Here is an 8,309-nt window from a genome sequence, read left to right on the forward strand (position 1 = left end):
ACAGGTTATTAAACATAATGCAATGATTACATCAAATGCAAAACAATATATTTTTTGAAGTAGGTCTATACGGAAATTAAAAATCAATTTCTGTATAGACCTTTTTTGTGAGTTAAGTGAAAGCCTTTGCAAAACTTGTCTATACAAGTTATACTCTGGATAATATTAAAGTTTAAGGGAGGGAATCATCATGGCTGTTAAAAAGAAAGATGTTCAAGATATCGTCAAGGCTATTGGGGGCAAAGAAAACTTGGACACAGCAACACACTGTGTGACGCGTTTGCGACTTGTTTTGAAAGATGATGATAAGGTAGATAAAGAGAGTCTGAGTAACAATGATTTGGTTAAAGGACAATTCAAAGCTGACAATCAATATCAAATTGTAATTGGACCAGGTACTGTTGATGAAGTTTATAAACAATTTATTGAAGAAACTGGGGCAGAAAGTGCCTCTAAAGATGATGCTAAAGCAGCGGCAGCTCAAAAAGGCAATCCTATACAAAGATTGGTTAAGTTATTGGGAGATATCTTTATTCCGATTTTACCAGCTATCGTAACTGCTGGTTTATTATTAGGGATTTATAATGTATTAACGATGGAAGACTTGTTTGGGAAGCAGGCATTGGTGGCACAATATCCACAGCTAGGAGACTTTGCAGATATCATTAATGTTATCGCGAATACTGCCTTCATATTCTTACCGGCTTTAATTGGTTGGAGTAGTATGCGTGTGTTTGGCGGGAGTCAAATACTCGGTTTGGTATTAGGTCTGATTTTAATGAATCCGCAACTCGCTTCACAATATGACATAGGTAAAGGTAACATTCCGGCGTGGCATATCTTTGGTTTAGAAATTAAACAACTGAATTATCAAGGTCAGGTCTTACCAATTTTATTAGCATCTTATGTATTAGCGCAAATTGAAAAATTCTTAAGTAAATATGTGCATGATTCAATCAAGATGTTAGTTGTTGGTCCCGTCGCCTTATTAATCACTGGTTTCTTAGCCTTTATCGTTATAGGACCAATTGCTTTATGGCTAGGAACAGGGATTACAAACGCTGTGACATTTGTGTTTGAACATATAGGCTGGTTAGGTGGCGCAATTTATGGATTCTTCTACGCACCTCTAGTGATTACAGGTTTACACCATATGTTCTTAGCGGTTGATTTCCAACTGATGGGAAGCAGTCTTAAAGGAACATATTTGTGGCCTATCTTAGCGATTTCAAATATTTGTCAAGGTTCGGCTGCATTCGGTGCATGGTTCGTCTATAAAAGACGTAAAATGGCAAAAGAACAAGGCTTGGCAATGACTTCTGGCGTATCAGGTTTCTTAGGTGTTACTGAACCAGCGTTGTTTGGTGTAAACTTACCGTTGAAATATCCTTTTGTTGCAGCGATTTTAACTTCAGGTGTGATAGGTGCTATCATAGGTGCAATCGGTGTCTTAGGTAATGTTGGCGTTGGTGGTGTACCAGCTATCATTTCTATTAAAAAAGATTTTTGGCTCATTTATGGCATAGGTACTGTTCTGGCAATGGTAGTACCAGCAATATTAACTGTGATCTTCTCGAAATTTAGTAAAGAAGAAGCGAAAGAAATAGTAGAAGAATAGTTAATGCAAATAGATAAGTACAACTAAACTCGCTAAGTTTGTTTAGCGAGTTTCTTAATTTAAAATACAAAGATAAGGTGGTAATCAAATGGTAGTCAATGATTGGAGAAAATCGGTAGTTTATCAAATTTATCCCAAATCATTTAATGATACGACAGGTAATGGTGAGGGAGATTTAAACGGCGTAATTGAAAAGTTAGATTATCTACAATATCTGGGTGTGGATTATATTTGGTTAACGCCTATTTATGAATCACCTATGAATGATAATGGTTATGATATTAGTGATTATTATAAAGTGAACGAACAATTTGGCACGATTGAAGACTTAAAAAGGTTGATTGCTGAAGCGCATCGACGCGATTTAAAAATAATGATGGATATCGTCATTAACCATACTTCTACAGAACATGAATGGTTTAAACAAGCATATTCAGATAAAAGTAACCCGTACAGAGACTACTATTTCTTTAAGCGGTCAGCGGATAATCAACCACCAACTAATTGGGAATCGAAGTTTGGTGGTAATGCTTGGAAATACGATGACAAAACGGATGAATATTACCTACATTTATTCGATGTAACACAAGCAGATTTAAATTGGGATAATCCAGAAGTACGTCGGGAACTTTATAAAGTAATTAATTATTGGATTGACTTTGGCGTAGACGGTTTTAGATTCGATGTCATTAACTTAATATCAAAAGGTGAATTTAAAAATTCAGAAAAGGTAGGGAAGGAATTTTACACTGATGGGCCACGTGTGCATGAATATTTACATGAAATGAATCAGCAGACATTTGGTAGTAAAGATATGATGACGGTGGGTGAGATGTCTTCAACAACGATTGAAAATTGTATCCAGTATACGGATCCTGCACGTCAAGAGCTAAGTAGTGTGTTTAATTTCCATCATTTAAAAGTAGACTATATTGATGGCGAAAAATGGACAAACGCTAAATTAGATTTCCATAAATTAAAAGAAATATTAATGGAATGGCAAATAGGTATTTATAACGGTGGCGGATGGAATGCCATTTTTTGGTGCAATCATGATCAACCGCGTGTGGTAACGCGGTTCGGTGATGATTCGACTGAAGCCTTACGTCAAAGTAGTGCTAAAATGTTAGCCATCGTCTTGCACATGCTCCAAGGCACGCCGTATATTTATCAAGGTGAAGAAATTGGCATGACAGATCCTCATTTTAATGATATCGACCAGTATAGAGATATAGAATCTTTAAATGCATATCATAAGTTAAAAGGTGAAGGTTATCCAGAAGCAGAGATTCTAACGATTTTAGGACAAAAATCTCGTGATAATTCTCGTACACCTGTACAGTGGACAAATGGTGAAAATGCAGGTTTTACTTCCGGTACACCTTGGATTGATATTCCTGATAATTATAAGGAAATTAACGTTGAAGCAGCTATAGAAGACGACCAATCTATTTTACAAACATATAGAAAATTAATAAAGCTACGTCACGAATATGATATTATAACTTATGGAAATATTGAGCCACTTTACATGGATCACGATGAATTGTTTATTTATAAACGTCATCATGAAGATGAAACATGGTTGGTGATTGCTAACTTTTCAAAAGCAAAAGTTGAACTACCAAAAGCGTTAAACGTTGATGGGCAAGTCATGTTACAAAATGGGTCGATTGAGAATGGCTTAATAGATGGATTTGGTGCCATAGTAGTTAGACAATAATTTAAAGTAAAAGGCAGTGAGTGAAATCACATGAAACAGAAAAAATTTATTTCGATTTATGAAAATTTACGCACAGATATCATCGAATCAAAGTTACCCTATGGCGCTCAATTGCCCTCAGAAAATGAATTGGTATTCGACTATAATGCTTCTCGCGAAACTGTGCGCAAAGCGCTTAATCTACTTGTTAGAGATGGCATGATTCAGAAAATAAAAGGTAAAGGTTCAGTTGTCATCTATCAAGGTATTACAGAATTCCCATTTGCGAATTTAACCAGTTTCAGGGAAGTTCAACAAGGGTTAGGTCTGAGTCACGAGACTGAAGTTAGATTATTAGAACGCATACCTGCTAGTGAAGCGCCAGAAGTAAAAAGCGCTTTGGGCTTGCGTCAGAGTGAGACATTGTGGCATATTATTCGAACGCGAAAGATTGATCATCGTGTGAAAATTATCGATGAAGATTATTTAGTAGAAAAAATCGTTCCTAATATAACGATGCATATTGCTAAAGATTCGTTGTACCATTATATAGAACAAACATTGAAACTAGAAATTAGTTACTCTAATAAATCTATCACCTTCGAATCATTTGGTGATTTAGAATATGAAATATTTGGAGATGTAACGCCGTCGTATACTGCTACGGTCCGAGGAATCGTCCATTTAAAGGATACGACAAAATTTCAATATAATATTTCCAAACATTTAGCTACAGAATTTAAGTTTAACGATTTTTCGAGACGTCATAAAATTTAATGAAATAAGTTATAAAATAATGAATTGTATGACTTGCAATCAGTCATTACCTTATAGTATGATATATCTTGCCGTGCTAGGTGGGGAGGTAGCGGTTCCCTGTACTCGAAATCCGCTTTATGCGAGACTTAATTCCTTCGCTGAGGCTACGTTTTTGTGAAGTCTGCCCAAAGCACGTAGTGTTTGAAGATTTCGGTCCTATGCAATATGAACCCATGAACCATGTCAGGTCCTGACGGAAGCAGCATTAAGTGGATCATCATATGTGCCGTAGGGTTGCCGAGATTTAGCTGTCGACTTTGGTTACGTTTATGATACGTATTCGAAGCGAAGGTGCACGGTTTTAATTTTTAAATAAATACAATTAACCATATATTATGAGTGACTTATCTTTTGATAGCAGTCACTCTTTTTTTATATTAAAATAAGAGCGATACATTAATTTAATTGATCGAACTGCAACGATATCATTCTGATTGTAACTGCTGAAAATTGAATTTAGTGAATTTGGAGGAACGACATATGCAAATTTATTTAAGTACATTAACTGAAAATGACTATGACGCAAGTTTAGAGGAAATAAAAACCGCTTTTGAAAACGTCGTAGAGTCCAACCATGATGAACAAGATTTAGTTTTGAAAATTAGAGCGTCGACAGAATATAATTACGAATTGGAAGTTGTTGCTAAGACAGATGAAGGTGATGTCGTTGGTCATGTGATGCTTTCGGAAATAGAGATTATTAACGATGAAACACGCTTTACCGCCTTAGCGTTAGCCCCTTTATCCGTATTGCCGAAATACAGAGGTAAAGGTATAGGTAAAGCCCTTGTCCAAGCAGTGGAGGAACGTGCAAAAGCGCAAGATTATACCACAATCATTGTACTTGGAGATCCTGGATATTATGGTATGTTAGGTTATGAAGAGGCGAGCCGTTATCAAATTTATAGTCCGTTTGATGTGCCATCGAAATACTTTATGGTTAAATTCTTGTGGGAACAACTTGTTGAGCAACCAAATGGTAATGTAGTTTATCCAGAGGCATTTAATTAATATTCAAAATATAAAGCACAGTGATATAATAGTTGTTGAATGTTATTGGAGGTGCAAAGGTGAATTATCAAGCTTTATATAGAATGTTCAGGCCCCAAAGTTTTGAAGATGTAGTTGGCCAAGAACATGTAACTAAAACATTGCGCAACGCAATTTCAAAAGGAAAACAATCACATGCGTATATTTTTAGCGGACCTAGAGGAACAGGTAAAACAAGTATCGCAAAAGTATTCGCGAAAGCTATCAACTGTCTAGAACGTTCTGATGGAGAACCTTGTAATGAATGCGCTATTTGTACAGGTATTACGCGCGGAACGAATTCAGATGTGATTGAAATAGATGCTGCTAGTAATAATGGTGTGGATGAAATTAGAAATATCAGAGATAAAGTTAAATACGCACCAAGTGAATCAAAATTCAAAGTATACATTATAGATGAAGTTCATATGTTAACAACAGGCGCTTTCAATGCGTTATTGAAAACTTTAGAAGAACCACCAGCCCATGCAATCTTTATTTTGGCGACTACTGAACCACATAAAATACCTCCGACAATTATTTCAAGAGCGCAAAGATTTGATTTTAAAGCAATTAGCCATGATGAAATTGTAGAACGTTTGCAATTCGTAGCAGACAATCAAGAGATAGAATATGATCATGCAGCCTTAGATTTTATCGCTAAAGCTTCTGAAGGCGGTATGCGAGACGCGCTAAGCATTATGGACCAAGCAATCGCTTTTGGCGATGAACACCTCACATTACAAGACGCGTTGAATGTAACTGGTAGTGTAGATGCTCAAGCGTTGAATGATTTATTGAAAGAGGTAGTTGAAGGAGATGTAAAAACTGCATTTTCAACTTACCATCAATTTATTGCACAAGGTAAAGAAGTAAATCGCTTGATTAACGATATGATTTATTTTGTAAGAGATACCATTATGAATAAGACATCTAATATGGATTCTGAATATGATGCATTGATGCATTTTGACTTGGATACTTTATATAAAATGATTGACGTGATTAATGATACGCTTGTTTCAATCAGATTTAGTGTCAATCAAAGCGTTCATTTTGAAGTATTATTAGTTAAAATAGCAGAAATGATTAAAGGAGAACCTAGAAATGTGCAAACTGTTGCTACAACGAGTGTAGCCAGTGAGCCTAATAATGAAGTATTGTTACAGCGAATGGAACAATTAGAAAATGAATTAAAAACTTTAAAATCACAGGGCGTCGTAGCTAACAGTGCCAAACCACAAGCTAAAAAAACAGCTAGTAAAGGTCCACAATCGAAAAATGCATTTTCAATGCAACAAATAGCCAAAGTGTTAGACAAAGCTAACAAAGAAGATATTAAGCAACTTAAAGACCACTGGCAAGAAGTTATAGATCACGCTAAGAGTAATGATATGAAGTCATTAGTAAGTCTTCTTCAAAATTCAGAACCAGTGGCAGCAAGTGAAACCCATGTACTGATTAAATTCGAAGAAGAAATACATTGTGAGATTGTAAATAAAGATGATGAAAAAAGAGAGAATATTGAGAACGTAGTATGTAACATTATAGATAAAACAGTGAAAGTAGTCGGTGTCCCAGCAGACCAGTGGATGAGGGTAAGGACAGAATATCTTCAAAATCGTAAACAAGGTACAAGTGCCGAGGAAAACAGAACAGCGACAACAACGTCACCTGAAGATGTTGATGTCGTTCAAAAGGCGAAGGACTTATTTGGAGAAAATACAGTAAATGTCATAGATGAAGAGTGATACATGACAATGAATTAAAAGGCATGTATAATGAGACAAAAGATGAAATACAATCAGTTGAGATTGAAGTTTTTAAGGAGGATAAATATATGCGCGGTGGCGGAAATATGCAACAAATGATGAAACAAATGCAGAAAATGCAAAAGAAAATGAATGAAGAGCAAGAAAAATTAAAAGAAGAAAAAGTACAAGGTACGGCTGGCGGTGGCATGGTGACTGTCACAGTATCAGGTCACAAAGAAGTTCTCGATGTAGAAATTAAAGAAGAAGCAGTTGATCCAGATGACATTGAAATGTTACAAGATTTAGTTATTGCTGCTACTAATGAAGCGATGAATAAAGCTGATGAACTTACTCAAGAACGCTTAGGTAAGCATACACAAGGCTTAAATATTCCTGGAATGTGATTGTATGCACTATCCAGAACCAATATCCAAACTTATCGACAGTTTCATGAAACTGCCAGGCATTGGGCCTAAAACAGCCCAACGTCTGGCGTTTCATGTATTAGATATGAAAGAAGACGATGTCGTTCAATTTGCTAAAGCTTTAGTCGATGTTAAACGAGAACTTACCTATTGTAGTGAATGCGGGCATATTACTGAGCAAGATCCATGTTATATTTGCCAGGATAAACAGAGAGATCGCTCAATTATTTGTGTAGTTGAGGACGATAAAGATGTAATCGCTATGGAAAAAATGCGTGAATATAAAGGCTTGTACCATGTGTTACATGGTTCTATTTCTCCGATGGATGGCATAGGACCGGAAGATATTAATATTCCAAGTCTGATTAATCGTTTGAAAAATGACGAAGTAAAAGAGTTAATCTTAGCGATGAACCCCAATTTGGAAGGTGAGTCAACAGCAATGTATATATCAAGACTGGTCAAACCAATTGGTCTAACAGTAACTCGATTAGCGCAAGGACTTTCTGTCGGCGGAGATTTAGAATACGCGGATGAAGTAACCCTATCAAAAGCGATTATGGGCAGAACAGAGATGTAGTAAATGCTCAATTGTAAATTCAAATGAAACCGAAGCTACCTTTTTTAAGGTAGCTTTAATTTTTCGAAAAGAATTTTAATAAATAGTAAAGTTTGTTTTATAGAGGTTTATCAGCTGTTTTTCGATAACAAACCTCATGACGAAGTAATAAAAACGAACTTTATGTATTTTTCGATATTTTAAAGTATGTGAATTGAAGAAGTTATGCTTTTGGCTTTATATAAAAGTGTAAATTTTACTGTTGTTCAAAGCGTTTTAAGCGTGTATAGTATTTACTTGTCGGACGAAACAAAACGACACACAAAACAATATTTCAAAACAAGCTTTAAAATTAATTTTAAAAAGTTCTTGACTTTCAAAGTCAAAACCTGTAGAATTAATT

Annotated in this window: 7 protein-coding genes and 1 other RNA gene; all 8 read left to right on the top strand. The window is 35.6% G+C overall.

Going from position 1 to position 8,309, the window contains the following annotated elements; genetic code table 11:
* Nucleotides 1-190: 190 nt before the first annotated feature.
* Complete coding sequence (treP, locus tag HMPREF2586_RS01045) at nt 191-1,618, top strand: PTS system trehalose-specific EIIBC component (protein ID WP_070657474.1); 1,428 nt, start codon at nt 191-193, stop codon at nt 1,616-1,618.
* An 88-nt stretch (nt 1,619-1,706) separates the two neighbouring features.
* Nucleotides 1,707-3,341 carry an alpha,alpha-phosphotrehalase gene (gene treC, locus HMPREF2586_RS01050; protein WP_070657476.1) on the top strand — a complete coding sequence of 545 codons (1,635 nt, stop codon included), beginning with the start codon at nt 1,707-1,709 and terminating at the stop codon, nt 3,339-3,341.
* Between the two features lie 30 nt (nt 3,342-3,371).
* A complete protein-coding gene (gene treR, locus HMPREF2586_RS01055; RefSeq protein WP_064209971.1) occupies nt 3,372-4,097 on the top strand; it encodes a trehalose operon repressor in 726 nt (241 codons plus the stop codon).
* A gap of 71 nt (nt 4,098-4,168) precedes the next feature.
* Nucleotides 4,169-4,438, top strand: an RNA gene (gene ffs / locus HMPREF2586_RS01060) — signal recognition particle sRNA large type.
* A gap of 181 nt (nt 4,439-4,619) precedes the next feature.
* A complete protein-coding gene (locus tag HMPREF2586_RS01065) occupies nt 4,620-5,150 on the top strand; it encodes a GNAT family N-acetyltransferase (RefSeq protein WP_046206988.1) in 531 nt (176 codons plus the stop codon).
* 59 nt (nt 5,151-5,209) lie between these two features.
* On the top strand, nt 5,210-6,919 hold the full coding sequence (gene dnaX, locus HMPREF2586_RS01070) for a DNA polymerase III subunit gamma/tau (RefSeq protein ID WP_070657478.1): 1,710 nt from the start codon (nt 5,210-5,212) through the stop codon (nt 6,917-6,919).
* Nucleotides 6,920-7,008: 89 nt separating this feature from the next.
* Nucleotides 7,009-7,326 carry a YbaB/EbfC family nucleoid-associated protein gene (locus tag HMPREF2586_RS01075; protein ID WP_026034724.1) on the top strand — a complete coding sequence of 106 codons (318 nt, stop codon included), beginning with the start codon at nt 7,009-7,011 and terminating at the stop codon, nt 7,324-7,326.
* 4 nt (nt 7,327-7,330) lie between these two features.
* On the top strand, nt 7,331-7,927 hold the full coding sequence (recR, locus tag HMPREF2586_RS01080; protein WP_046206986.1) for a recombination mediator RecR: 597 nt from the start codon (nt 7,331-7,333) through the stop codon (nt 7,925-7,927).
* Nucleotides 7,928-8,309 lie beyond the last annotated feature (382 nt).

This window comes from Staphylococcus sp. HMSC034G07 (assembly GCF_001835975.1).
GTDB lineage: Bacteria > Bacillota > Bacilli > Staphylococcales > Staphylococcaceae > Staphylococcus > Staphylococcus ureilyticus.

Excerpts from the sequence above, each read along its gene's own strand:
- recR (WP_046206986.1), top strand. The coding sequence starts at position 7,331 with ATGCACTATCCAGAACCAATATCCAAACTTATCGACAGTTTCATGAAA.
- treP (WP_070657474.1), top strand. The coding sequence starts at position 191 with ATGGCTGTTAAAAAGAAAGATGTTCAAGATATCGTCAAGGCTATTGGG.
- HMPREF2586_RS01075 (WP_026034724.1), top strand. The coding sequence starts at position 7,009 with ATGCGCGGTGGCGGAAATATGCAACAAATGATGAAACAAATGCAGAAA.
- treC (WP_070657476.1), top strand. The coding sequence starts at position 1,707 with ATGGTAGTCAATGATTGGAGAAAATCGGTAGTTTATCAAATTTATCCC.
- treR (WP_064209971.1), top strand. The coding sequence starts at position 3,372 with ATGAAACAGAAAAAATTTATTTCGATTTATGAAAATTTACGCACAGAT.
- HMPREF2586_RS01065 (WP_046206988.1), top strand. The coding sequence starts at position 4,620 with ATGCAAATTTATTTAAGTACATTAACTGAAAATGACTATGACGCAAGT.